This window comes from Moraxella nasovis, assembly GCF_022701215.1.
Lineage (GTDB): Bacteria > Pseudomonadota > Gammaproteobacteria > Pseudomonadales > Moraxellaceae > Moraxella > Moraxella nasovis.
This window is the reverse complement of record NZ_CP089976.1, coordinates 1,241,691-1,263,271: the sequence shown is the minus strand read 5'-3', so window position 1 is coordinate 1,263,271 and position 21,581 is coordinate 1,241,691. Positions and strand designations below refer to the sequence as shown.

At 42.6% G+C, this 21,581-nt stretch carries 26 protein-coding genes; 13 read left to right on the top strand and 13 right to left on the bottom strand.

Annotated features, from left to right (window positions below; genetic code table 11):
- Window positions 1–33 precede the first annotated feature (33 nt).
- The 7 genes from atpA to LU293_RS06165 form a co-directional block, all read right to left on the bottom strand.
- Complete coding sequence (atpA, locus tag LU293_RS06195) at window positions 34–1,578, bottom strand: F0F1 ATP synthase subunit alpha (protein ID WP_242746413.1); 1,545 nt, start codon at window positions 1,576–1,578, stop codon at window positions 34–36.
- Window positions 1,579–1,612: 34 nt separating this feature from the next.
- Window positions 1,613–2,161: a F0F1 ATP synthase subunit delta gene (locus tag LU293_RS06190; RefSeq protein WP_242746411.1), complete on the bottom strand. Its 549-nt coding sequence runs from the start codon at window positions 2,159–2,161 to the stop codon at window positions 1,613–1,615.
- 12 nt (window positions 2,162–2,173) lie between these two features.
- On the bottom strand, window positions 2,174–2,644 hold the full coding sequence (locus tag LU293_RS06185) for a F0F1 ATP synthase subunit B (protein WP_242746409.1): 471 nt from the start codon (window positions 2,642–2,644) through the stop codon (window positions 2,174–2,176).
- Between the two features lie 103 nt (window positions 2,645–2,747).
- Window positions 2,748–2,993, bottom strand: coding sequence for a F0F1 ATP synthase subunit C (gene atpE, locus LU293_RS06180; protein ID WP_242746407.1), 246 nt, complete (start codon window positions 2,991–2,993; stop codon window positions 2,748–2,750).
- A gap of 50 nt (window positions 2,994–3,043) precedes the next feature.
- Entirely contained in the window at window positions 3,044–3,910 is an 867-nt protein-coding gene (gene atpB, locus LU293_RS06175) for a F0F1 ATP synthase subunit A (protein ID WP_242746404.1), read from the bottom strand.
- Window positions 3,911–4,326: 416 nt separating this feature from the next.
- The gene (locus LU293_RS06170; RefSeq protein ID WP_242746402.1) at window positions 4,327–4,740 is read right to left on the bottom strand and encodes an ATP synthase subunit I; all 414 of its coding nucleotides are present in this window, start codon (window positions 4,738–4,740) and stop codon (window positions 4,327–4,329) included.
- Window positions 4,741–4,899: 159 nt separating this feature from the next.
- Window positions 4,900–5,757 carry a metal ABC transporter substrate-binding protein gene (locus LU293_RS06165; RefSeq protein WP_242746399.1) on the bottom strand — a complete coding sequence of 286 codons (858 nt, stop codon included), beginning with the start codon at window positions 5,755–5,757 and terminating at the stop codon, window positions 4,900–4,902.
- A 170-nt stretch (window positions 5,758–5,927) separates the two neighbouring features.
- On the opposite strand from LU293_RS06165, the gene LU293_RS06160 reads away from it, so the two are divergent.
- The 6 genes from LU293_RS06160 (at window position 5,928) to gluQRS (ending at window position 10,349) form a co-directional block, all read left to right on the top strand.
- Window positions 5,928–6,434, top strand: a complete 507-nt coding sequence (locus tag LU293_RS06160; RefSeq protein ID WP_242746397.1) for a transcriptional repressor — start codon at window positions 5,928–5,930, stop codon at window positions 6,432–6,434.
- A gap of 55 nt (window positions 6,435–6,489) precedes the next feature.
- On the top strand, window positions 6,490–7,170 hold the full coding sequence (locus LU293_RS06155; RefSeq protein ID WP_311195319.1) for a metal ABC transporter ATP-binding protein: 681 nt from the start codon (window positions 6,490–6,492) through the stop codon (window positions 7,168–7,170).
- Between the two features lie 5 nt (window positions 7,171–7,175).
- Complete coding sequence (locus LU293_RS06150) at window positions 7,176–7,976, top strand: metal ABC transporter permease (RefSeq protein WP_242746396.1); 801 nt, start codon at window positions 7,176–7,178, stop codon at window positions 7,974–7,976.
- Window positions 7,973–8,800 (top strand): metallophosphoesterase family protein, encoded by an 828-nt coding sequence (locus tag LU293_RS06145; protein WP_242746394.1) that lies wholly within the window; start codon window positions 7,973–7,975, stop codon window positions 8,798–8,800. The genes LU293_RS06150 and LU293_RS06145 overlap by 4 nt, the downstream gene beginning before the upstream one ends.
- A 133-nt stretch (window positions 8,801–8,933) precedes the next feature.
- Window positions 8,934–9,356 (top strand): RNA polymerase-binding protein DksA, encoded by a 423-nt coding sequence (dksA, locus tag LU293_RS06140; RefSeq protein WP_242746392.1) that lies wholly within the window; start codon window positions 8,934–8,936, stop codon window positions 9,354–9,356.
- A gap of 9 nt (window positions 9,357–9,365) precedes the next feature.
- Entirely contained in the window at window positions 9,366–10,349 is a 984-nt protein-coding gene (gene gluQRS, locus LU293_RS06135; RefSeq protein WP_242746390.1) for a tRNA glutamyl-Q(34) synthetase GluQRS, read from the top strand.
- 42 nt (window positions 10,350–10,391) lie between these two features.
- Here the strand turns inward: gluQRS and LU293_RS06130 are convergent, their stop codons facing one another.
- From LU293_RS06130 to LU293_RS06120, 3 genes are all read right to left on the bottom strand, one after another.
- Window positions 10,392–11,564 carry a peptidoglycan glycosyltransferase FtsW gene (locus LU293_RS06130; protein WP_242746388.1) on the bottom strand — a complete coding sequence of 391 codons (1,173 nt, stop codon included), beginning with the start codon at window positions 11,562–11,564 and terminating at the stop codon, window positions 10,392–10,394.
- A 134-nt stretch (window positions 11,565–11,698) separates the two neighbouring features.
- Entirely contained in the window at window positions 11,699–12,931 is a 1,233-nt protein-coding gene (locus LU293_RS06125) for a BaiN/RdsA family NAD(P)/FAD-dependent oxidoreductase (RefSeq protein WP_242746386.1), read from the bottom strand.
- A complete protein-coding gene (locus LU293_RS06120) occupies window positions 12,924–13,091 on the bottom strand; it encodes an oxidoreductase-like domain-containing protein (protein WP_242746384.1) in 168 nt (55 codons plus the stop codon). Before LU293_RS06120 ends, LU293_RS06125 begins: the two co-directional genes overlap by 8 nt.
- Window positions 13,092–13,237: 146 nt before the next feature.
- Between LU293_RS06120 and LU293_RS06115 the strand changes: the two genes are divergently transcribed.
- The 4 genes from LU293_RS06115 (at window position 13,238) to LU293_RS06100 (ending at window position 15,002) form a co-directional block, all read left to right on the top strand.
- On the top strand, window positions 13,238–13,558 hold the full coding sequence (locus tag LU293_RS06115; RefSeq protein ID WP_242746382.1) for a BolA family protein: 321 nt from the start codon (window positions 13,238–13,240) through the stop codon (window positions 13,556–13,558).
- 24 nt (window positions 13,559–13,582) lie between these two features.
- The gene (locus LU293_RS06110) at window positions 13,583–13,972 is read left to right on the top strand and encodes a hypothetical protein (RefSeq protein WP_242746380.1); all 390 of its coding nucleotides are present in this window, start codon (window positions 13,583–13,585) and stop codon (window positions 13,970–13,972) included.
- Between the two features lie 176 nt (window positions 13,973–14,148).
- Complete coding sequence (locus tag LU293_RS06105) at window positions 14,149–14,481, top strand: protein tyrosine phosphatase family protein (RefSeq protein WP_242746378.1); 333 nt, start codon at window positions 14,149–14,151, stop codon at window positions 14,479–14,481.
- 50 nt (window positions 14,482–14,531) lie between these two features.
- Window positions 14,532–15,002: a cupin domain-containing protein gene (locus tag LU293_RS06100; RefSeq protein ID WP_242746375.1), complete on the top strand. Its 471-nt coding sequence runs from the start codon at window positions 14,532–14,534 to the stop codon at window positions 15,000–15,002.
- A gap of 229 nt (window positions 15,003–15,231) precedes the next feature.
- Here LU293_RS06100 and LU293_RS06095 read toward each other — a convergent pair whose 3' ends face one another.
- Window positions 15,232–15,960, bottom strand: coding sequence for an RluA family pseudouridine synthase (locus tag LU293_RS06095; protein WP_242746372.1), 729 nt, complete (start codon window positions 15,958–15,960; stop codon window positions 15,232–15,234).
- A 248-nt stretch (window positions 15,961–16,208) separates the two neighbouring features.
- Here LU293_RS06095 and trxA point away from each other — a divergent pair, with 248 nt between their 5' ends.
- The 3 genes from trxA (at window position 16,209) to LU293_RS06080 (ending at window position 18,696) form a co-directional block, all read left to right on the top strand.
- Window positions 16,209–16,529: a thioredoxin gene (trxA, locus tag LU293_RS06090; protein ID WP_242746370.1), complete on the top strand. Its 321-nt coding sequence runs from the start codon at window positions 16,209–16,211 to the stop codon at window positions 16,527–16,529.
- A gap of 221 nt (window positions 16,530–16,750) precedes the next feature.
- Window positions 16,751–18,013 carry a transcription termination factor Rho gene (gene rho, locus LU293_RS06085; RefSeq protein ID WP_242746368.1) on the top strand — a complete coding sequence of 421 codons (1,263 nt, stop codon included), beginning with the start codon at window positions 16,751–16,753 and terminating at the stop codon, window positions 18,011–18,013.
- Window positions 18,014–18,342: 329 nt separating this feature from the next.
- Entirely contained in the window at window positions 18,343–18,696 is a 354-nt protein-coding gene (locus tag LU293_RS06080) for a hypothetical protein (protein ID WP_242746366.1), read from the top strand.
- Between the two features lie 146 nt (window positions 18,697–18,842).
- On the opposite strand, the gene LU293_RS06075 is transcribed toward LU293_RS06080, so the two are convergent.
- Window positions 18,843–20,369 (bottom strand): fumarate hydratase, encoded by a 1,527-nt coding sequence (locus LU293_RS06075; RefSeq protein WP_242746364.1) that lies wholly within the window; start codon window positions 20,367–20,369, stop codon window positions 18,843–18,845.
- A gap of 126 nt (window positions 20,370–20,495) precedes the next feature.
- On the bottom strand, window positions 20,496–21,581 hold the full coding sequence (hisC, locus tag LU293_RS06070; protein ID WP_242746363.1) for a histidinol-phosphate transaminase: 1,086 nt from the start codon (window positions 21,579–21,581) through the stop codon (window positions 20,496–20,498).

The following is a 21,581-nucleotide window of genomic DNA, read 5'->3' as shown; positions in this document are numbered from 1 at the left end:
GTGTCAATAATCTGACACACCATTCATATTGCCTTAGTAGCTGCCTGTTGCTTTAAAAGACTCAATAGCAGCTTTTAGACGACCTTCAATGTCATCATTATAGTTTGCAGTTTGGTCAATTTCGGTCATCAATGCGGCATGATCAGTGCGTAAGTAACGTAATAACGCTTCTTCAAATGCACCGATTTTTTCTACTGGCACGTCAGCTAAATAACCTTCGTTTGATGCATAAATCACAGCAGCTTGGTCAGCAATAGACATAGGCGCATACTGTTTTTGCTTCATCAGTTCTGTTACACGCTCACCATGCTCAAGCTGTTGCTTGGTGGCATCATCAAGGTCAGATGCAAACTGAGCAAAGGCTGCCAATTCACGATACTGTGCTAGAGCTGTACGGATACCGCCTGATAGCTTCTTGATGATTTTAGTCTGTGCTGCACCACCTACACGAGATACCGAAATACCAGCGTTCACCGCAGGACGGATACCTGAGTTAAATAAATTTGACTCAAGGAATATCTGACCATCTGTAATAGAAATTACGTTGGTCGGTACGAATGCTGACACGTCACCTGCTTGGGTTTCAATGATTGGTAAGGCGGTCAAAGAACCAGTTTTACCTTTCACTTCGCCTTTAGTAAATGCTTCTACATAATCGGCATTGACACGAGAAGCACGTTCTAATAAACGTGAATGTAGATAAAATACATCACCTGGATACGCTTCACGACCTGGTGGACGACGTAATAGTAGTGAAATTTGACGATAAGCAACTGCTTGCTTAGACAAATCATCATAAACAATCAGTGCATCTTCACCACGATCACGGAAGTACTCACCCATCGTACAGCCTGAATATGGAGCGATGTATTGAAGAGCAGCAGGTTCTGATGCTGACGCAACTACTACTGTGGTATATGCCAAAGCACCTGTTTCTTCTAATTTACGCACTACGTTCGCAATGGTTGAACGTTTTTGACCAATGGCAACATAGATACATTTGATACCTGAATCTTTTTGAGCAATGATGGCATCAATTGCCAAAGCAGTTTTACCAGTTTGACGGTCACCAATGATAAGCTCACGCTGACCACGACCGATTGGAATCATGGTATCAACTGCCTTATAACCTGTCATCACAGGCTCATCAACGGATTGACGTGCGATAACACCTGGCGCAATCTTCTCTACTTTGTCGGTTAGTTTTGCGTTGATGGGACCTTTGCCATCAATGGGGTTACCCAGTGCATCAACGACACGACCTAGTAACTCAGGACCTACTGGCACTTCCAAAATACGACCTGTGCAGTAAGCTTTTTGACCTTCTTGCAAACTTAGGTAGTCGCCTAGTACAACCGCACCAACAGAGTCTTGCTCAAGGTTAAGTGCCATGCCATAAACATTGCCCTCAAACTCGATCATTTCACCATACATGGCTTCTTCAAGACCATGAATTTGTACAATACCATCAGAGACACTGACGATCACGCCTTCAGTTTTTGCCGTTGCGTTCACATCAAGGTCTTGAATACGCTGCTTAATCAGATTACTGATTTCGGCTGGATTCAATTGTTGCATTGCCTTGTTTCCTTTAAAATGACAACTTGCTAACTTATGCAGTCAGTTGTGTCTTTAATTGTTTTAACTTGCCTCGCACCGAGCCATCAGTGAACTTATCCCCTACCTTAACTGTAGCACCGCCAAGCAGGTCTGGATCTACTGCTTCATGCAGAATTACGATAGAGCCTGTTGAAATTGCAAGTTTTTCTTGCAATGTCTGGCGTTGCTCAGATGTCAAGGGGTAGGCTGAAGTAACGTAAGCATCAATCTGTTTTAGCTCGTTAGATTTCAGCTTGCTGTAATGAGTGAGAACTTCAGGCAATAAAGCCAATCTGTTTTGCTCTGACAACTGAATTGTAAAATTAACCAACGCTTCAGAAGCTGGGGTGGCTGCCTGTGCATTATGTACATCAATCAAAACAGCCGCCTTTTGCTTGGCAGAGATGGCTGGATTGCTGAGCAAAGAAACATAATCTTCATCGCTTACAATGCTGCTTGCAACCGACAAAAAGTCTTCCCAAGGGTTAATTACATTTTGTTCTTTGGCGTAATCAAACGCAGCTTTTGCATAAGGTCTTGCCAAGGTTGATAATTCAGCCATGATATCCTCTAATTACAGCTTAGCTGCCAACTGTTCAAGCATGCTGGCGTGTTCTTGTTCATTGACTTTGCTTTGCAAAATCTTTTCTGCACCAAATACTGCTAAATGAGCAACTTCAGAACGCAATTTCTCACGAGATTGTGCCGCTTCTTGCTCAATAGTTAGCTGTGCTTGGGCAATGATACGCTCACCTTCTAAGCGAGCTTGATCTTTCGCCTCTTCAATCATTTGATTGGCGGTTTTGTTCGCGCGATCAATGATTGAAGCTGCTTCTACTTTTGCTGCAGCAAACTCTTGAGCGACTTTTGCTTCAGCAGAAGCTAGGTCCGCTTTGGCTTGCTCAGCAGCATTTAAGCCTTCTTCAATTTTGCGTTGACGCTCATTGATAGCACCGATCAGTGGTGGCCATACGAATTTCATGCAAAACAACACAAAAATCGCAAACGCAATCATCTGACCAATAATAGTGGCATTAATGTTCATCTAATCACCTCGTTGATAGTGAAAGTCAGGTGATAGCCGATTTCTGGGTGCCACACTGTTGTCGGTAGCACCATGGAAATAGGCATAAACTGACAGCTTCAGCTTATGCGAATGGGTTAGCGAACAATAGTAGCATTGCAATACCAACACCGATCATTGGCACGGCGTCAAGAAGACCTGCCACGATAAACATTTTGGTTTGAAGTTGTGAACCTAATTCTGGCTGACGTGCAGTGCTTTCTAGGAAACGACCGCCTAGAAGACCAAAACCAATACCGGTAGCCAATGCACCGAAACCGATTAGAATAGCTACTGCAAGTAGCGTGTATTGTGCGATAACTGGATCCATGATGTCTCCTTAATGACCTATGTGAAGGGTTGAAATTAAATAGTTCAAAATTAATGTTCCGCTGTTTGAGAGATAATCGATAGATAAACAATCGTTAACATCATAAACACGAACGCCTGAAGTGTAATAACCAAAATATGGAAGATTGCCCACGGCACTGATAATGCCCACTGAATCCAAAATGGCATTAAAGCAATCAAAATAAAGATCAACTCACCTGCATACATATTACCAAATAGACGCAAGCCCAATGAGATCGGTTTTGCTACTAGCGTTACAATCTCAAGCACTAAGTTAATCGGGATTAAAATCGCTTGTAAAATTGGGTTCTTCGCACTAAACGGATGCATCGTAAATTCTGCTACAAAGCCACCAATGCCCTTATACTTCAAGCCAAAGCAAATGATTAGAATGAACACAGCCAATGCCATGCCAAGCGTGACGTTCGGATCGGTAGATGGTACAATTTTCATGTAAACATGATGCGGATCATGACCCATCGCCCCACCGATTTGCTGAGCAAGAGCAGGAATAAAGTCGATTGGCACCAAATCCATCAAGTTCATCAAGAAAATCCAAACAAAGATGGTCAAAGCTAGTGGTGCAATTAGTTTTGATGGTCCGTTATAAGATTCACGCACACTATTATCTACAAAATCTACAATCATTTCGATGAATGATTGTAATTTGGTAGGTACGCCAGCCGTTGCTTTACGAGCAACAAGCCAAAATAATGCACAAAAAAAGATACCCAAGCCCACTGACCACAGCATTGAATCCAGATGAATGGCTTTAAAGCCCATCTGTGCTGCTTCTTCGGCAGTATGTGCAACTGTCCAACCTTTTTCTGGCAAGTAGCCAAAAGTCCAGTTGGTCAAATGGTGAGCAATATAATCTGAGGATGTTTGTCCAGCCATAATGAAGCTTCTTATCTTAACTCAAACATTAGTAGTAAATTTAACTGTGATAAATTTTGCAATCTTACTGTTCAACTACAAACAGCAGATACTTGCAACTTTTCACCAAAGCAGTCACGCAATAAAACTGCCGACATGACGGCGAGTGAATGTTACAGAAAATTAGTTGGCTCTAAACAAGCCTGTTTGATGATTGTCAATCAAATTGATGAGCTGTGACTGTATAATTAAACAACAAATCAAAGCTACATATACATGTGTATATTACTTTAGTTGGGACGATAAGTAAAGAAAAAATACACTTATCTTGCTGAATTTTTTCTAATGCCATTGGAAAATGGCATATTGCATCGCTTACGATTGTAAATCATCATGGATACACACCAAGCAATAATATACATTCATGATGATTTGCTTTAGGATGTCAAGCGGCTAAGCATTAATGCAGTGATAAGCTGCATCAGCAGATAACCGATGATAACAGCACTCGCCATAATGGGTCTAACCAGCATAAAAATGAGTGCAAACCCAAGTAGCGTTAATAGCCACTTTATCATCTGACCAAGATAAACGTTTAGCATAATGGCTTTCGCAGCAGCAATGCGTGTTTGGCGATAGGCAAATATCGCAAATGCCCAATGTGCAAGATACGAAAGCACAAGACCTGCAGTCAAGCTTTTAGTGTATACCAAAGCTTGACTCTGGAATATGCCAAATTCCACCGCTGCAGTAAGCACGATTAATATCAGTAATGCCAAGCTTAGCTGTCGCTGTATGGCGAACACTTCATCCCTTTGGTGGCGTTTGGCTGGCTTCACAATAGCACTCATCTAAGCTGTCAATCAAAAGTACCAAAGCCAAGTCTATTTATCACACACCAAAACCATGACGCTCACCGACTTGAAAATGGCTTGCAAATTTTTGGCATTATACTCAAACTGTATAAATTTGACAAGCCTAGCATGCTTTTATAAGCTAAGCTTGTGACACTATGACTTAGCACAATTTTGGATTGATGTTACCAAATCCGTCCATGCTGAAATAAAGTCCTTGCCATCGCTCATGTCTTCTTGGCGAACGATGACGTTAACATTGCCGATTTTATTTTGGATGCCTTGAGATACCGCACTTTGAGAGACGATACACATATGAGACTTAGGGCGAGTTTGCTTTAGTAGCTTAATTTGGCTTGCCTTAGGCGATAGATGATGGTCAGGGGTTAATGCACCTGCAAATTTTAAATTCGCCACCTTTTCAAGATACTGATAAGAGTCATGATATGCCCAATATGATTGGCTTGGTGACTGGCTCACCCTAGCAACAGCTGCATCCATTCGCTTGGCAAAATTTTGTGCATTTTTCGCATATAGTGCTTGCTTGTCTGGGTTGGCATGCCCATGAATCACCGCTAACGCCCGTACAATCGCCTTAGCGTTATTTGGATCAAGCCAAATATGAACGTCTTCGGTATTAGGCTTATTTGTACCATCAGTATTTCTAATCGGGTAACGATTAAAGGCATTAAATTTTAGTAAACTGATGGCATTAGGTGCTTTATTTAATGAATTTGCTAAATTCTGCTCAAGTGATTCACCAAACCAAACCACATAAGCACTATCTTGAATTGCCTTTATTCCGCTTGGGCTTAGCTCACCATGATGACCTACGTCACCTGCACTTAGTAGTACATTAGCAGATGTGTCGCCTTTGGTCACTTCATTAGACAAAAGCGATAAAGGGTAGTTGCTGACACTTACCATGCCAGCTTGTGCCATACTGCAAGTCAATAAAACTGCCGCACAGCTGATATATTTAATCGCTTGGGTAATGGTTTTAGAATGTGCCATACCTATAATACTCCTACCACTAAAAAATAAAACGGCACTATCATAACACAATTTGTTAAATTGTTATACTGTATCAGAGTAATCAATTTAGCTGACATAGATCATCATTTTAGGCTATAATGTACCACCATTAATATAACCTGACGATGTTTCAAACAAGCAAAACAACTATGCAAAACCACGAACAAGCCTGCTTTCATAGCCACCATCATAACGTCCATACGCACAACGTTGCTGAACGGCTTTTAGAAGCAAAGCTCGTCTGCCAAAACCGTGGGGTGAGGTTTACACCACTTCGTGAAGAGGTTTATGAGCTAATACTGCAAGCAGAAAAACCCATCGGAGCATACGAGCTGATTGATGCTTTGCAAGAAAAAAGACGCCAAGAAAATCCCGATAGTAAACGCATTGCACCGCCTACCATTTATCGATCACTGGATTTTTTATTAGAAGAAGGGCTAATTCATCAGCTTAGCTCTATCAGTGCTTATGTGCCATGCTGTCACCCACGATCACAGCATGCAGCTGCATTCTTAATCTGTCAAGAATGCCACAGCGTTGAAGAATGCAGTAATCTACCTGTATCAGGCATTATGAATTTTGCTACTAATGACGCATCTTTTGTTGTCAATCACGCTATGATTGAATTAAAAGGCATTTGTCGTGATTGCCAATAGCATACCTAATGATTGGCTATTAAGCCTAGACCATGTTAGCTTTCACATTGATGGCATGACACTGATTAACAACGTTTCATTTAGCTTACACCGCAATGAGATGGTGAGTATCATCGGTCCAAATGGTGCTGGCAAATCCACACTTGTCAAACTTATTTTAGGACTGTTAAAGCCTACATCAGGGAAAATCAACAGTTACGCTCAAGTTCTTAGCTATGTTCCCCAGCGTTTTAGCGTGCCTGAGATTTTACCCTTACGCACATCAGACTTGCTGTCGCACGCCCACCAAAAACGTCTAACCCAAGATCAGCGGCAGTTTATTTTTGATAATTTATCCATCACCAAACTATTACAAAAGCAAATTAGCCATCTGTCAGGTGGTGAATTACAACGTGTCCTGCTGGCTAGAGCATTGCTTGATAAGCCTGATTTACTCATATTAGATGAACCTATGCAAGGGCTTGATCCTGAAACTGAAAGCTGGCTGTACCATTTTATTGATGAATTGCCTGATTTTCTGCGTTGCACCATGCTTGTGGTGTCGCATGACTTGCACTGGGTCATGCGTGGATCTAAGCGGGTTATCTGCCTAAACAAACACATCTGCTGTCAAGGCGAACCCAGTCAAATTGCTCTAAGCGATGAATTTTCCCAGCTGTTTGGACATCACCAGCCCTACATTCATCATCACAATCACTGTCACCATGACGATGGTTGCTATCACGAGACTAAGTAACGACTATGCACGGCTGGCTTTCTATTATCGCCCCTGCTTGGATTGCAGGCACACTACTTGCCCTACTTTCAGCACCTCTTGGTTGCTTGGTGTTATGGCGAAAAATGGCTTTTTTTGCCGACACTTTAGCCCATGGGGCATTGCTTGGCGTAGCAATAGCAGCTTGGCTTACTTTACCTGCTGACATTGGCATTATGACGGTCAGTGCTTTTGTGGTAAGCGTCTTAGTACTGATCCATGATAAACGCCTACCTGCTGATGCCACGCTTGCTATCATGGCAGCAACGCTGTTATGTCTTGGCTTATTAACCCTAACACAGCTGACCCAGCAACAAGCAAACGTACTTGGATTCTTATTTGGCTCACTTTTAGAAACAGACTGGCAAGACCTACCAAGACTTGGGGTATTCGTCGCTTTCGGGCTTGGATTTTTAGCTTGGATATGGCAATCACAAATTAAGCTTGCCACTTCAGAACCGCTTGCCATTATCCAAGGCATCAAGCCACGACAACAACAAATCTTTTTTATGGGTCTGTTGGCAAGCTTTTGTGCCATCGCTCTTCAAGCTGTTGGCAGTCTGTTAATTAGTGGCTTGCTAATTTTACCTGCGTTAATCGCTCGCCTGCTGTCTCGCTCGCCATTACAAATGGTCGTTTTTGCCATGGTGTTTGCTCAAATGGCAGTGACCGCTGGCGTCTGGGGCAGTGTATGGTTAGATATTCAGACAGGACTTGCGATTGTGCTTACGCTATCACTTGGGTTTTTTACCACCTTTATCATCACCAAAATCACCAAACGCAAATGAAATCGCCAAATCCGCCATACTCATTACACACACCCTGTGAGACGTTTCGTATCGCTCAGATTAGCGATTTACACATTCAACGTAGCACTGATAGTGCTAACTTATCCATTACACAGTTTGAAAAAGCATTACGCCACGCCGTTGATAGCCAGCCTGATTTACTGTTATTAACAGGGGATTTGATCAATAATGGCACTTGTGATGATTATGATTGGCTATTTAGTCGGCTAAGTAGTTTAGGCATTGCCTTTGTCTGTATTGCAGGCAATCACGATGTCACCATTGAATTAAATCATCATCTACCTTTTTATGAACGAACGTTTTTACCAAAAGCTGCCGATGATAGACTGCTTAGTTGTCATAAAATAGACATTCACCTAAAAGATGCTAAATGGCAGCTACTGCTATTAAACTCTGCTGTGTCAGCCCAAATACACGGCGCGCTCCTAGCAGATACATTGGCATGGCTACACGATGTATTAAGCCATTCACAAATTAATACTGTCATTGCACTACACCATCATGCAGTACCTGTCGAGTCAGCTTGGATTGATGCCCATGCTTTAACAAATGCCGATGAATTTTGGGCATTAATCAAAAAGCATGCCCATGTCAAGCTGGTGCTGTGCGGCCATGTTCACCAAGCGCGTGCAAAAAAAGCCCCCACAGACCACCCCTGCATTCAGCTAAGTTGCCCTTCTACCAACCGACAATTCATGCCAAAAGCTGATGACTTTTGCTTAGACGACATAGCTTTTGGTTATCGATTGATTGACTTAATGGCGGATAAATTTGACAGTAGAATTATTCGGGTGATAGACTAGATAGATTTTTTTTAATAGTTTTTTTTAAAAAATTATGCAAACAACTTGAAAAACCCAAAACCATGCCCATTTATGACGCACTTGCACGATTTGTTCTTTTGTGCAACTTATCATTCATCAAAGGATCTTACGAATGAGTACACATTCCCAAACTGCGTTCACTCCTTATCAATCCGCTGACAACGAAGAATATATGTCGGATCGCCAATTAGAGCATTTTCGTAAAATGCTCTTAGACTGGAAAACTGAGCTGATTACTGAAGCTGAACGTGTAAAGGACTACATTAACGAAGAGACAGGGGCTATGGCTGACATCAATGACAGAGCCACCCAAGAAGAAGAATTTGCCTTAGTGCTGCGTACACGAGATCGTGAACGCAAATTGATTCGTAAAATTGAAAAATCCATCGTTGAAATTGATACAGGCGACTACGGCTACTGCGAAACTTGCGGTGTAGAAATCGGACTTCGCCGCCTAGAAGCACGTCCGACCGCCACCCAGTGCATTGATTGTAAAACCTTATCTGAAATCAAAGAAAAGCAAAATCACGGATAATAATGCACTATGGCACGTGCATTACATCAAAGCCTGCGCCCTGTTATTGGTCGGTTCGCTCCGTCGCCGACAGGCATGCTACACTTAGGCTCGCTAACCACTGCTGTTGCGAGCTTTTGTCATATCAAATCGCTTGGTGGGCAATGGCTGCTTCGCATTGAAGATGTGGATTTTGAACGGTGTAAATCCAAATACACCCAAAGCATCTTAGATGATCTTGAGAATCTAGGTCTGACATGGGATCAAAGCGTTACTTATCAATCAGACAGGCTAGATATCTATAATGCTATCATTCAAGATAAGCTAAAAACACTCACCTACCCATGCCAATGTTCTCGCAAGCAGTTACAAGACTTCTATGACAGCCACCCCCATGCTTTTACCCCCGTTATTGATAGCTCAATGGCTTGTCTTAGCCAAACCGAAAGTCTAAACGCCCCGCCCATCTATCCTAGATTATGCCTACATCAAGCCCATGATGAGATTTGTAGTAAAATTCGCCTGCAACTGCCTGATGTGATGAGTGGTTTTTTTGACGGTCTTCAAGGAATGATTTGGGATAATCCTGCCAAAAGCCTAGGCGATGTTGTCATTAAACGCCAAAACAACATGATTAACTATATCTTATCTTGTGCAATTGATGATGGCTTACAAAATATCACGCACGTTATGCGTGGGCTTGACATTCTCCCAATGACAATCGCACAGCTATCCATTCTTGCCATGTGCCAGCTACCCACGCCTGATTATTTTTACCATTTGCCTTTATTGCATAACCCAGATGGTCAAAAGCTTTCCAAGCAAAACTTAGCCAAGCCCATTCATGGTGAAAAGCCAAGCCAACTACTCACTCACTGTCTAACGCTATTAGGTCAGCCAATAGCACATGATATGGCAAGCGGTACGCCCAGCGAAATTCTCGCCTTTGCCATCTCAAACTGGACAAATACCCCCTTAAAGAACAAAACCAGCCTTGGTATCAGCAAATATTAAAAAACGCCCATTGGACGTTTTTTTAGCCTTAAAGCTACGCTACTAAAATCTACGGTTTTCTTGACGCTGATGAATACCATCACTTTCTGCATCAACTTTTAGCACATACCCAATCATCATCAGTGCTATAACGATTGACGACCCCCCAAAACTATAAAAAGGTAAAGTTAGACCTTTAGTTGGCATAATGCCTGTATTCATCCCAACATTAATCAAAACTTGACCAAATAACACCGTACCAACACCAAACACTGAATAACTTAAAAACATTTGGTTACGTTGCAGCGTCTTATAACTGATTCTCATAATAGATATAACAATCAGCAGCTCTAGCAATAGCACAGACGACACGCCTAAAAACCCTAGTTCTTCACCTGTAATCGCTAATAAAAAGTCAGTATGAGCTTCTGGTAAGTGAGCAAGTTTTTGAACACTATCTCCATAACCCACTCCGCTAAACTGCCCTCGTCCAAAGGCGATTAAACTACGTGCAAGCTGAAAATCAGTATCTTGAATGTCATTAAACGGATCCCAAAAAGAAAGCAGACGTGCACGGCGATAGTCTGCCGCCCAAAGACCAAACACAGCAACAGCACCAAAAACACCAAAGATTGCCAAATAATCTTTAAGCTTGGCACCACCGATGAACGCGATAACAAGTAAAGTAGCTGCAATGACAATGAGTGATCCATAATCTGGCTGAAGCACCAACAAAGCCAAAATCGGAGCATATAGACACAGTAGCGGCCAGCCACGCCACAAGCTCTCACGAATATCAGAGCGGCGTGCCATGTAATCTGACGCCACAAAAATCATCATCATTTTGGCTATCTCTGCTGCTTGCAGATTAAAAGGACCAAGCTCAATCCATCGCTTCGCCCCATTAATCGAATCAGCGATAATCAATGTCAAAACCAATAAGATGGCTGTGACAAGATAGACAAAAGCAATCATTGAAAAATCACGATACATCCGAATCGGTATCACTCGATATGCAATAATCCCTGCCAACACCCCCACGGCAACATAGGTCATCTGTGACCAAAAAAACTTCAGTGGCGGCAAACCCTTAGTAAGTGCAAACGGCGTAGAAGCTGATGCAATCATCAGCAAGCTTAACGACATCAGCAAAAATAAGCTGGTCAGTAAAGTGGTTCTAGCACTTGGTAGTTTTTGCCAAAACGCTTGGGGTATTTTTTCTAAAATGGCAGACATGGCTTTCTTATGTGATGAATGGTAAGTTTTGGGTTGGTAAGCTGGCTATTATAAACCACTTTGGCTAAGCCACGCCACAAATTTTGGCACTTTCGTTGGTATTTATAAGCTCATCAGATACAATGATGGTGCATCTAACGCATGCCGATAGATTCAGCACAGACATAGCCACTTGCCCACGCCCAAGCAAAGTTAAACCCACCCAAATGCCCTGTTACATCTAACACTTCGCCAATAAAATACAGATTTTGACACAGTCGGCTTTGCATACTCTTGCCAGACACATCTGCTGTATTTACACCGCCTAAAGTTACCTCTGCGACACGATAGCCTTCGGTGCCAGCTGGTTTAATTTTCCATGCATTTAGACACTCACCAATCTGCACAAGCTTTTTATCCTTAATATTGGCAAGCTCAGTTTCTGCCAAGCTATGCCAAAACTGTGCCTGTATCGCTGTGAGTAGTTTTTTTGGGAAGTATGGTGCAAATACTGTACGAATTAGCTGCTTTGGTCGGGTGTTTTTTGTGGATAGTAGCAATTTTGTCGCATCAATATTAGGTAATAAATTAATGTAGATTGGCTCGCCTGCTTGCCAATAATTCGACAACTGCAACATCGCAGGGCCTGATAATCCACGGTGCGTAAATAGCATTGGCAAGCTAAAACTTGCTTTGTCATTAAAGGCAACCACATCAAGACTAATACCTGACAATAACTTTGCCATCTTACCTACCTCATCGGTAAAAGTAAAAGGCACAAGACTTGGCGCGGTTGGTACTATCTTATGCCCAAACTGAGTGGCAATCTGATAACCAAACCCTGTCGCCCCAAGCGTTGGGATAGATAGTCCACCTGTTGCAACGATCAAATACCGACAATGCACCTGATAGGCTAAGCCCTGCTTTGGCGTAACCACCAGATGAAAGCCTTGATTATCAGCCAGATGGTGACAGTTTGGTGTGATGGTATTAATATGCGTATTTAGTCGAATGCTCACCCCTGCGTTATCGCACTCGGTTAATAGCATCGCTAAAATATCCTTAGATGATTCATCACAAAAAAGCTCACCTTGACCCTTATTGTGATAGGCAATGCCATGGCTTTCAACAAGCTTAATAAAGTCTTCGCTCGTGTATCGACTTAGGGCAGATTTTACAAAATGCGTATTTTGACCGACAAAATGATCGCTCTCAACATGCGTATTAATGAAGTTACAGCGTCCACCGCCTGACATTAAAATTTTCTTACCCGCTTTATTGGCATGATCAAGCACCAAAACGGATTTACCATATAAGGCTGTGTTAAAAGCACAAAACAGTCCTGACGCCCCAGCTCCAATGATAACGACATCAAAATGCTCAATCATCACACTGCTCGCTTAGCTTGCCATATTTGGCTTGCCACTCGGCACTTTCTTGGCGATAAATCTCAAACACGCACAGCTCTTCACAGCCGCTGTTACAGCATTCATAATCTTCAGGCGGCTCAGGCTTGGGTGGAATACCCTTAGGGTGTTGTGTAGGCATGACTTTATCACTTTTATGTATTAGATACATTATTATAACAAAGTTTTTGGCGTGGGTGCTTGCTATTGGCTGATGATTGGCTATAATTAAACGGGTAATTAGCAGTAAACAAGTCTTAACGATATATCAACCAATAGGGCTAAAATATGACGACACATCATGCACTGATGGCAGCGTTACAAGGGCTATCACCAAGCCATCTGACACTAGATAATGAAAGCCATATGCATGCAGGCTATTATGATGGCAAAGAAAGCCATTTTAAGCTTGTGATTGTCAGTGATAACTTTGCCGACAAACGGCTTGCTGCTCGCCATCAAGCTGTCTATGCTGCTGTATCACCCTATTTAATGGCAAATGGCGGTAGTATCCACGCACTTGCCATTCATGCTTATACGCCCAGCGAATGGCAAACCATCCACCACGCCCCAAATAGCCCAAACTGTGCAGGGCAAAATAAACACTAACTTTTAAATTACTTTGGAAAACTAATGAAAAAACTTGTATTACTTACCGCTGCATTTACCTTAGCAGGCTGTGCGACCACACAGATAACGCCCCAATACGTCAATCCAACCAACTACCAAAACCAAAGCTGTGCCGACCTTCAAAGTGAAACCAATCGTATCGCTTCTATGGTAGAAAAAACCCAAAAACAACAAATTGCTCTATCATCAACAGGGATTAACATAGGGCTGACAGGCAGCAGTCGTTATGGTATCTTCCCAAGCATCAGTTTTGGTGTGGGGGCAAACGACAGCCAACGCAACACCAAAAACATCACCCTATCTCGTCTGTATGGCGAACACGACGCTATGATTATCGCCGCTCGTCAAAAGGGTTGTCAATTTGCCCAACAGACCAAAATCTATGGGGAATAATAGCAGCCATTTTTATGAAAATACGTCAAGCGATTATGCTTGACAAATTTCATTGGGTCGCCATATATAAGCAGGCTCTAAATGCCCATCAAGCCTAAGCTTATGCCAAATAACGATTGAATACGACTTGTTTTTCCGTTAAGATACCATCAACTTAACTTTATAAAACAATCACCATGAATGTCGATACCATCACTTTATGCAGACAGATTCACCCTGACCAATGCCAAGCCATCACCGATCTTGGCTTTAAAAGTTTGATTAACTTACGCTGTGATGGTGAATGTGCAGATCAGCCTTCATCTGCTGAGTTACAGCAACACGCTACTGCTTGCGGACTCATCTATCATCACTTACCTGTTGATGCAGATGTCTGCTTATCCAAGGACGCCGTTACAGCTTTTGCCAAACTCGTCAGTAATTTGCCTGAGCCTATTTTGGTGTTTTGTGCGACTGGCGGACGGGCAAAACGTCTTTATCAAAGTGCCGTTGTCAGTAGATTAATTTAACCGCCGTTTAAATAGCGGCACATCACTTAACCAACCAATAGGAGTTTCTTATGAAAGATATTGGACCTAAGCCAAATGCGTTTGACATCGAAGAGCAAACCCTTACCAATGACAATTATCGTAAAGTGATTTGGACGGGTGAATACCTGCAAGTTACCCTAATGAGTATCGAGCCAGGTAAAGACATCGGACTAGAAGCCCACCCTCAAAACGACCAGTTTTTACGCCTTGAGCAAGGCACAGGTTTATGTCAAATGGGCGACAGTAAAGACAACCTAAGCTTTGAGCAAGAAGTAAAAGACGATTGGGCGATTGTCATTCCTGCCGGTAAATGGCATAACATCACCAATACAGGTGATGAGCCACTAAAATTATACTCTGTTTATTCGCCCGTTCATCACGCTGCAGACATCACTCAGCCAACCTTTGATGATGCCGAAAAAGATGAAGAATCTGGCATAGACGAACCACCAGAGTGGGCGTTTAAATTGCCAAACCAAAAAGACGATAAGCATGCTTGATTAAGCTGTCTTATACTGTCTTATAACAGATTTATCAAATATTGGGCATAATTTTTACAGCACCGCTCGCTTTTTTAGGTTTAATTAAAGCAAGCGGTGTCTAAAAAAAAGCTATGGCAAACCTACCAAAAGCCTAAATTTGTTAAGGATTGGGTATGGTTTGAAAGTTTATGGCAGATTTTAGCACCTTGATGGCGTATCATATATATACTTAAGCTTATCTTGCCAATCAGAACGGCACATCACTCACCCAGTCAAGCCATGCACCATGCACAGGGTGCTTTAGGCGAAGCTTATGAGCGTGCAAGCACAAGCGTGGCGATAGCTGTCTTGCAATACCATCAGCATAGATGGGGTCTCCCACCATGACATGATGAATATGTACCATATGCACCCTTAACTGATGGCTGCGTCCTGTAACTGGCTTTAGCTTCATGCGAGTAACCGCATGCTCTAGCCCTTTATCATCTATCAGCATCTCATGGGTAAGCACCTGATACTGAGTAATCGCTTGCTTATTCCAGCTATGATCGATAATATGGCGTGGCTTGGTAGCTGGCTCATAGCGAACTGGCACATCAATCACGCCTTTGTCGCCAATCTCACCAAACCGCCCAAAAATCACCGCCTGATATTCTTTTTGGGGAATGCGATCGATGAACTGCTTACTAATGTGCGACTGTGCGGCAGCATTTTTAGCAAAAATAATCAATCCTGAAGTATCCATATCCAAACGATGAATCAGCTTAATATCAGGATTGACCCTTAATAATCGTGATTGCAAGCTCACCTTAAGCACCCTGCCATCAACACTAAGTAATCCTGCTGGCTTATCTAGCACCCAGATATCATCGTCTTCATAGACTGTGATAGATTGGATAAATCTTTGAAAAAACTGCTCATCATATGCCGCTTCAGCAGCATTCATCTTCATGATATCGCTATCGGTAATGTTCATAATTTGGCTTTATTGTGGTGATAATAATATGGTGGGTTAAATACATTCTAAGCTTATCAAGCCCATCAAAACTGCCCATTATAACATAGCAAACCCACTAAAATTAGTATCATCAAGCGATGATAATGCGTCATAATTTTACCCCTTTAGGCTGCTCGGCGATAAAACAATCCCTTTTGCGTCTTGAAATATCCCAAAATCACCCTTATAATCTTTAAAATCTTAACCAACCAACTAGGAAATTCATTATGAGTATCATTAACACCACTGACGCCAACTTTGATGCAGATGTACTACAAGCTGACAAGCTGGTTTTGGTCGATTTTTGGGCACCATGGTGCGGTCCTTGTAAGGCCATCGCACCTGTACTAGAAGAGCTTGCTGTGGATTTTGCCGACCGTGTTCAAATCGTAAAAGTAAATGTCGATGATAACCCGCAGTCTGCTGCTCGCTTTGGCATTCGTAGCATTCCGACCTTATTTGTCTTTAAAGATGGCGAAAAATTAGATACCGTTGTCGGTGGTCGCCCAAAAAGTGAATTTGCTGCACTACTTGAAAAGCACCTATAATTTAAAAGTCTTACCATAAAGACAAAGACTCGCCATAGCGGGTCTTTTTTTTGTAAAAATTTTTGACTAAATATTGACAACATACCCAAAAACGCTTTATTATTAGCGACTAGCCAAACTTGCGATTCTCGCTTATTTTCTCTGGCTGATTTCAATTACCCCATCATAATCCAAGCACAGTACTTTTTTTTCTATACTTTTTCTTAATTAACAGACACTCCATGAACTTAACCGAACTAAAACGCAAATCCGTTGCCGAGTTGCTTACCATTGCTGAACAAATGGGATTGGACAACATGGCAAGAAGTCGCAAACAAGACATTATTTTTGCCATTTTAAAGACTCATGCCCAAAATGGTGAAGCCATCTACGGTGATGGCGTGCTTGAGATCTTACCTGATGGTTTTGGATTTTTACGCTCATCTGAAGGATCGTATCTGGCAGGCCCTGATGATATCTATGTCAGTCCAAGCCAGATTCGCCGATTTAACCTACAAACTGGCGACTCCATTGAAGGGCAGATTCGCCCACCAAAAGACCAAGAGCGATATTTTGCCCTACTTAAAGTCAGTAAAGTCAACTTTGACACACCAGATCGCAGTCGCCATAAGCTGATTTTTGAGAATCTAACCCCCTTATTTCCAACTCAAAAGCTCACTTTAGAGCAAGGCAATGGCACAACCGAAGATTTGACAGGGCGTATTATTGATCTTATCGCCCCTATTGGTAAGGGTCAGCGTTCTATCATCGTTGCCCCACCAAAAGCAGGCAAAACCGTCCTACTACAAAACATCGCTCACGCCATCGCAAAAAACCATCCTGAGTGTTATATCATCGTACTACTTATCGATGAACGCCCAGAAGAAGTCACCGAAATGCAGCGTACCGTGCGTGGTGAAGTTGTGGCATCTACCTTTGATGAACCGCCGACACGGCACATACAAGTTGCCGAAATGGTCATAGAAAAGGCAAAACGCCTTGTGGAGCATAAGCAAGACGTAGTTATCTTACTTGACTCTATCACTCGCCTAGCACGTGCCTATAACACTGTGATTCCATCAAGTGGTAAAGTGCTAACAGGCGGCGTGGATGCTCATGCCTTAGAACGCCCAAAACGTTTCTTTGGAGCGGCTCGTAATGTAGAAGAAGGTGGCAGCTTAACCATCATCTCAACAGCTCTAACTGACACAGGCTCTAAGATGGATAGCGTTATCTTTGAAGAGTTCAAAGGCACAGGCAACCAAGAAATCACACTTGAGCGTGAGCTTGCCGAGCGTCGCATATTCCCTGCCATTAACATCAAAAAATCATCAACACGCCGTGAAGAACGCCTACTAGATGAAGAGACGCTTCGCCGTGTGTGGATATTAAGAAAATTACTGCAGCCAATGGACGACTCACAAGCGACCGAGTTCTTACTTGACCGTCTTAAAGACTCTAAGACCAATGATGAGTTTTTTAGCAATATGGCGAAAAAAACCTAAAACCAGCTGAACCATCTAAGGGGTAATTACAATAAAACAACAATGTAACTGCACTAAATTTATTGCTTGATTGATAAATCTTTGATAAAATAAGTATTTGTATGATAAAAAATACATGATTACTATTGTGCAAAGATAAGCTTTATTTCGCACTGTATTGATATTTTGAAATATTTTTTTACATTTTTTTGATACTCTGCTAAGGAAATAATACTTTTTATTTCAAATAGCTTACTATATAATGCACCACACTTAAAACCATCCATTTGTAAGTATCCATCCTATAATCACAAATGGTTTATATTGCAATCAATCTTACGGAGATTACCATGCAAAAACTAGCTCTATCTGCAATCATCGCTGCTTCTTTAGCTCTAACTGCTTGCTCAAAGCCAGCTGAAGAAGCTCCTGAAGCTGCTGCTGCGGCACAAGACGCTGCTGCTGAAGCTGCTGCAACTGCTGCTGCTGCACCAACTGATGCTGCACAATCTGCTGCTGCTACTGCTGAACAAGCTGCTGCTACTGCTGAACAAGCTGCTGCTGACGCTGTTGCACACGCTGCTGCTGGCAACGAACACGCTGCTGAGCAAGCTGAAGCTGTTGCAGAAAATGCACAAGACGCTGCTGAAGAAGCTGCTGATGCTGCAAAAGACGCTGCTGATGCTACTAAAACAACTAACTAATCTTAGTTACGATTTTAGTAAAAAAGAGCCTTTATTGGCTCTTTTTTTATGCTTTTAAACCAACTGACCATAAAAAACCGCCTTACCCAGCGAATAAGACGGCTTTTTGATTATTTGGCGTGCAATGTTCTATCATTGCTCGGCTATTATTCTTCCACCATAGGAATCTTGCCAATTTTAGCTTGCCAGATCTTCGGTGCAGTTGCATGTATCGAGCTGCCATTACTATCCACAGCCACTGTTACTGGCATATCTTTTACTTCAAACTCATAGATTGCTTCCATGCCAAGATCAGGGAATGCGACTACTTTAGCGTCTTTGATGGCTTTAGACACCAGATAGGCTGAACCGCCCACCGCCATCAGATATACCGCTTTATTATCAGCGATGGCTTGGCAAGCAACTTCACCACGTTCTGACTTACCAATCATACCAAGTAAGCCTGTTTGCTCTAGCATCTGACGAGTAAACTTATCCATGCGAGTGGCAGTCGTTGGTCCGGCAGGCCCTACCACTTCATCACCCACAGGATCGACTGGTCCGACGTAATAGATGATTTTATTGGTAAAATCAACGGGCAACTCCTCGCCCTTACTTAGCATATCTGTCATGCGTTTATGTGCCGCATCACGCCCTGTATAGATTTTACCACTTAGTAATAATACATCACCTGTCTGCCAAGTGGCAACTTCATCTTTGGTTAGAGTATCAACATTAATACGCTTGCCGTTATCAGGGCTATAAGTAATGTCAGGATAGACATCCATGCTTGGTGGCGTAAGCGTAACAGGGCCTGTACCATCCAACTCAAACTCCACATGACGAGTGGCAGCACAGTTTGGAATCATCGCCACAGGCTTACCTGCTGCATGCGTCGGATAATCTAAAATCTTAACATCAAGCACTGTGGTTAGACCGCCCAAGCCTTGAGCACCGATACCTAAGGCGTTCACTTTTTCGTAAAGTTCCAAACGCAATGCTTCTGTCGTGCTAAGCTCAGCACCACTTTTGGCTTTTTCTTGTAGATCCTGGATATCAACATGACTCATCAGACTTTCTTTGGCAAGCAAAGTCGCCTTTTCTGGCGTACCGCCGATACCGATACCTAAGATTCCTGGCGGACACCAGCCTGCACCCATAGTTGGTATGGTTTTTAACACCCAATCCACGATACTGTCTGATGGGTTTAGCATGGCAAGCTTAGATTTATTCTCGCTACCACCACCTTTGGCAGCACAGGTAACCTCAACTTTATCGCCTGCGACGATTTCCATGTGAATGACGGCAGGTGTATTGTCTTTGGTGTTCACACGCTTGCCAGCAGGGTCAGCCAGCACTGAAGCACGCAGTTTATTTTCGCTTAGCAGATATGCACGGCGAACGCCTTCATTAACCATATCTGCCACACTCATCGTGCTGTCCCAGCTCACATTCATACCCACCTTTAAAAATACAGTAGCAATACCAGTATCTTGACAGATAGGGCGATGTCCTTCGGCACACATTCGGCTGTTTACCAAAATCTGTGTCATAGCATCACGAGCAGCAGGGTTTTCTTCACGCTCTAACGCCTTGACTAGTGCCTCGATGTAGTCGGTCGGATGATAGTAGCTGATGAACTGAAAGGCATCTTGAATGCTTTGGATAAAATCGTCTTGCTTAATGACGGTCATGACTCTTCCTTTTGCTGGTTTATGATAACTGGCTAAGATTATCCGCTAATAAGCGGTCGCTTTAGTTTAGTATTCTAACAGAAAATAAGCGAAAGTTTAACCTAATTTGCCCATGATATGCCACTCTTATAAGATGGTATCTAGCACTTCAAGCAATCTGGCGTTTTGCTCACTTGTGCCAACAGTAATGCGTAGATAATCTTTAATTCTGTCTTTTTGCCAATGCCGAACGATAACGCCCTGCTCTCGTAATTTCTCAAAAATCTCAAACGTGCTTAATACAGCATGACAAGGATTGGCAAAAATAAAATTTGCCGAGCTTGGCAGTACATCAAAGCCACGGCTGTTAAGTGCAGTTGTCAGCTCTTCACGCAAAGCAATGACCGCCTTTCGCTTTTCTTGAAAGTACGCCACATCTTTAACGCTTGCGATGGCTGCAGCTTGGGCAAGCTTATCCAAAGGATAGCTATTAAAACTATCTTTCATGGCAGTTAAAGCAGCGATTAAATGAACACTGGCAAATGCTGCTCCAACCCTTAGCCCTGCCAATGCTCTTGACTTAGAAAAGGTTTGAGTGACTACAAGATTATCAAATTCGTTAATCAAACTTATGCAGCTTGACCCCTCATCAGCATAATCAATATACGCCTCATCAATCACAACAACAGCGTCTTTATGGTAGCTGATAAGCTGCCTTATTTTCTCAAGCGATAATAACACACCTGTCGGAGCATTTGGATTGGCTAAGATTACGCCATCAGCAGAGTGCTTATAGTCTGCCACATCAACCTCAAAATCATCATTTAAAGCGATGGTTTGCAAATCAACACCAAAGGCATTAGCATACACAGGATAAAAACTATAACCAATATCAGCGGTTAGCACAGGTTTTGATTTCATAAAAAAAGCGGCAAACACAAGTGCAAGCACTTCATCAGACCCATTACCCACAAAAACCTGCTTAGCATCTAACCCATGAAATTGTGCCAACGCCTCTTTAAGTTCGTCAGAATTTGGATCAGGGTATAATCTTAACTTATCTGCATCTTGAGCCAGCTCATTTTTGATGGCGTCAAGCACGCTTGGGCTTGGTGCAAATGGGTTTTCATTGGTGTTAAGTTTGCACAGCCGATCATGCTTAGGCTGCTCGCCTGCCACATAAGGGGTAAGCGTCTTTGCCTTATCGCTCCAAAGTCTGGTATCTGTCATCAT

What these genes read in the sequence shown, in the direction of transcription:
- LU293_RS06120 (WP_242746384.1), bottom strand. Translation starts at nt 13,091, where the DNA reads ATGCCTACACAACACCCTAAGGGTATTCCACCCAAGCCTGAGCCGCCT.
- trxA (WP_242746370.1), top strand. Translation starts at nt 16,209, where the DNA reads ATGAGTATCATTAACACCACTGACGCCAACTTTGATGCAGATGTACTA.
- gluQRS (WP_242746390.1), top strand. Translation starts at nt 9,366, where the DNA reads ATGGCACGTGCATTACATCAAAGCCTGCGCCCTGTTATTGGTCGGTTC.
- LU293_RS06185 (WP_242746409.1), bottom strand. Translation starts at nt 2,644, where the DNA reads ATGAACATTAATGCCACTATTATTGGTCAGATGATTGCGTTTGCGATT.
- LU293_RS06170 (WP_242746402.1), bottom strand. Translation starts at nt 4,740, where the DNA reads ATGAGTGCTATTGTGAAGCCAGCCAAACGCCACCAAAGGGATGAAGTG.
- LU293_RS06155 (WP_311195319.1), top strand. Translation starts at nt 6,490, where the DNA reads ATGACACTGATTAACAACGTTTCATTTAGCTTACACCGCAATGAGATG.
- LU293_RS06075 (WP_242746364.1), bottom strand. Translation starts at nt 20,369, where the DNA reads ATGACCGTCATTAAGCAAGACGATTTTATCCAAAGCATTCAAGATGCC.
- dksA (WP_242746392.1), top strand. Translation starts at nt 8,934, where the DNA reads ATGAGTACACATTCCCAAACTGCGTTCACTCCTTATCAATCCGCTGAC.
- LU293_RS06125 (WP_242746386.1), bottom strand. Translation starts at nt 12,931, where the DNA reads ATGATTGAGCATTTTGATGTCGTTATCATTGGAGCTGGGGCGTCAGGA.
- LU293_RS06115 (WP_242746382.1), top strand. Translation starts at nt 13,238, where the DNA reads ATGACGACACATCATGCACTGATGGCAGCGTTACAAGGGCTATCACCA.
- atpA (WP_242746413.1), bottom strand. Translation starts at nt 1,578, where the DNA reads ATGCAACAATTGAATCCAGCCGAAATCAGTAATCTGATTAAGCAGCGT.
- LU293_RS06160 (WP_242746397.1), top strand. Translation starts at nt 5,928, where the DNA reads ATGCAAAACCACGAACAAGCCTGCTTTCATAGCCACCATCATAACGTC.
- LU293_RS06105 (WP_242746378.1), top strand. Translation starts at nt 14,149, where the DNA reads ATGAATGTCGATACCATCACTTTATGCAGACAGATTCACCCTGACCAA.
- rho (WP_242746368.1), top strand. Translation starts at nt 16,751, where the DNA reads ATGAACTTAACCGAACTAAAACGCAAATCCGTTGCCGAGTTGCTTACC.
- LU293_RS06150 (WP_242746396.1), top strand. Translation starts at nt 7,176, where the DNA reads ATGCACGGCTGGCTTTCTATTATCGCCCCTGCTTGGATTGCAGGCACA.
- hisC (WP_242746363.1), bottom strand. Translation starts at nt 21,581, where the DNA reads ATGATGACAGATACCAGACTTTGGAGCGATAAGGCAAAGACGCTTACC.
- LU293_RS06190 (WP_242746411.1), bottom strand. Translation starts at nt 2,161, where the DNA reads ATGGCTGAATTATCAACCTTGGCAAGACCTTATGCAAAAGCTGCGTTT.
- LU293_RS06145 (WP_242746394.1), top strand. Translation starts at nt 7,973, where the DNA reads ATGAAATCGCCAAATCCGCCATACTCATTACACACACCCTGTGAGACG.
- LU293_RS06080 (WP_242746366.1), top strand. Translation starts at nt 18,343, where the DNA reads ATGCAAAAACTAGCTCTATCTGCAATCATCGCTGCTTCTTTAGCTCTA.
- LU293_RS06100 (WP_242746375.1), top strand. Translation starts at nt 14,532, where the DNA reads ATGAAAGATATTGGACCTAAGCCAAATGCGTTTGACATCGAAGAGCAA.
- atpE (WP_242746407.1), bottom strand. Translation starts at nt 2,993, where the DNA reads ATGGATCCAGTTATCGCACAATACACGCTACTTGCAGTAGCTATTCTA.
- LU293_RS06130 (WP_242746388.1), bottom strand. Translation starts at nt 11,564, where the DNA reads ATGTCTGCCATTTTAGAAAAAATACCCCAAGCGTTTTGGCAAAAACTA.
- LU293_RS06165 (WP_242746399.1), bottom strand. Translation starts at nt 5,757, where the DNA reads ATGGCACATTCTAAAACCATTACCCAAGCGATTAAATATATCAGCTGT.
- LU293_RS06110 (WP_242746380.1), top strand. Translation starts at nt 13,583, where the DNA reads ATGAAAAAACTTGTATTACTTACCGCTGCATTTACCTTAGCAGGCTGT.
- LU293_RS06095 (WP_242746372.1), bottom strand. Translation starts at nt 15,960, where the DNA reads ATGAACATTACCGATAGCGATATCATGAAGATGAATGCTGCTGAAGCG.
- atpB (WP_242746404.1), bottom strand. Translation starts at nt 3,910, where the DNA reads ATGGCTGGACAAACATCCTCAGATTATATTGCTCACCATTTGACCAAC.